1 protein-coding gene and 1 pseudogene are annotated in these 742 nt (G+C 66.6%); one reads left to right on the forward strand and one right to left on the reverse strand.

The genetic code is table 11. The features are described from left to right. Positions 1–615 (reverse strand): RNA-guided endonuclease InsQ/TnpB family protein (locus AC08OO_RS13635; protein WP_476618585.1); only part of this gene is annotated, 615 nt, incomplete at its 3' end. A gap of 16 nt (positions 616–631) precedes the next feature. Between AC08OO_RS13635 and AC08OO_RS13640 the strand changes: the two are divergent. Further along, positions 632–742: pseudogene (locus tag AC08OO_RS13640) on the forward strand (IS200/IS605 family transposase); the annotation flags it as partial.

The following is a 742-nucleotide window of genomic DNA, read 5'->3' on the forward strand; positions in this document are numbered from 1 at the left end:
GCCGTCGGAGAGGACCGCGAAGTGCGTCAACCCCAGATCGATGCCGATCACACGCTCCGTCTGGGCGAGGGCCGGTTCCGGGCCGGTCTCCACAACGAAGGACGCGCAGTACCGGCCGGAACTGTCCCGGATCACCGTCACTGTCAACGGTGTCGAGGGCAGCCGCCGCGACCAGCGGACGTCGACGTCGCCGATCTTCGGAAGGCGTAGTTTCCCGCCGGGGGCGATGGCCCAGCGGGCGTTCGCGGTGAACCGGACCGACTGGCGGCTGTCCCGCTTCGACTTGTACCGGGGTGGGCCCATCCTCGGGCGCTTGCCCTTCAGCCCGTCGAAGAAGTTCCGGTACGCCGTGTCGAGGTCCCGTAGGGACTGCTGCAGAACGACCGCTGACACCTCGCCGAGCCAGACTCGTTCCGGGGTCTTCTTCGCCTCGGTGATCAGCAGCTTGGACAGGTCGCCGGTCTTCGGGAACGGCAGCCCGGCCGCGCGGGCGGTCTCCCGGGCGCGGAGCGCATCGTTGTACACCACCCGCGCGCACCCGAACGTCCGCGCCAGCGCCTGTACCTGACCAGGAGTCGGGTACAGACGGAAGCTGTACCGAAGCTGCACGATCATATTCGTGCATTGGTCTATGGCCAGCGATCCGAGCATCCGTACCGGCAGACACTGTGTTTTCGCGTTGCACGCCCACTTGGTTTTCGTGACCAAGTATCGGCATCGGGTCTTCCACGACCGGCACCTG

The sequence above is a fragment of the Frankia sp. CeCAU1 genome, from assembly GCF_977971845.1.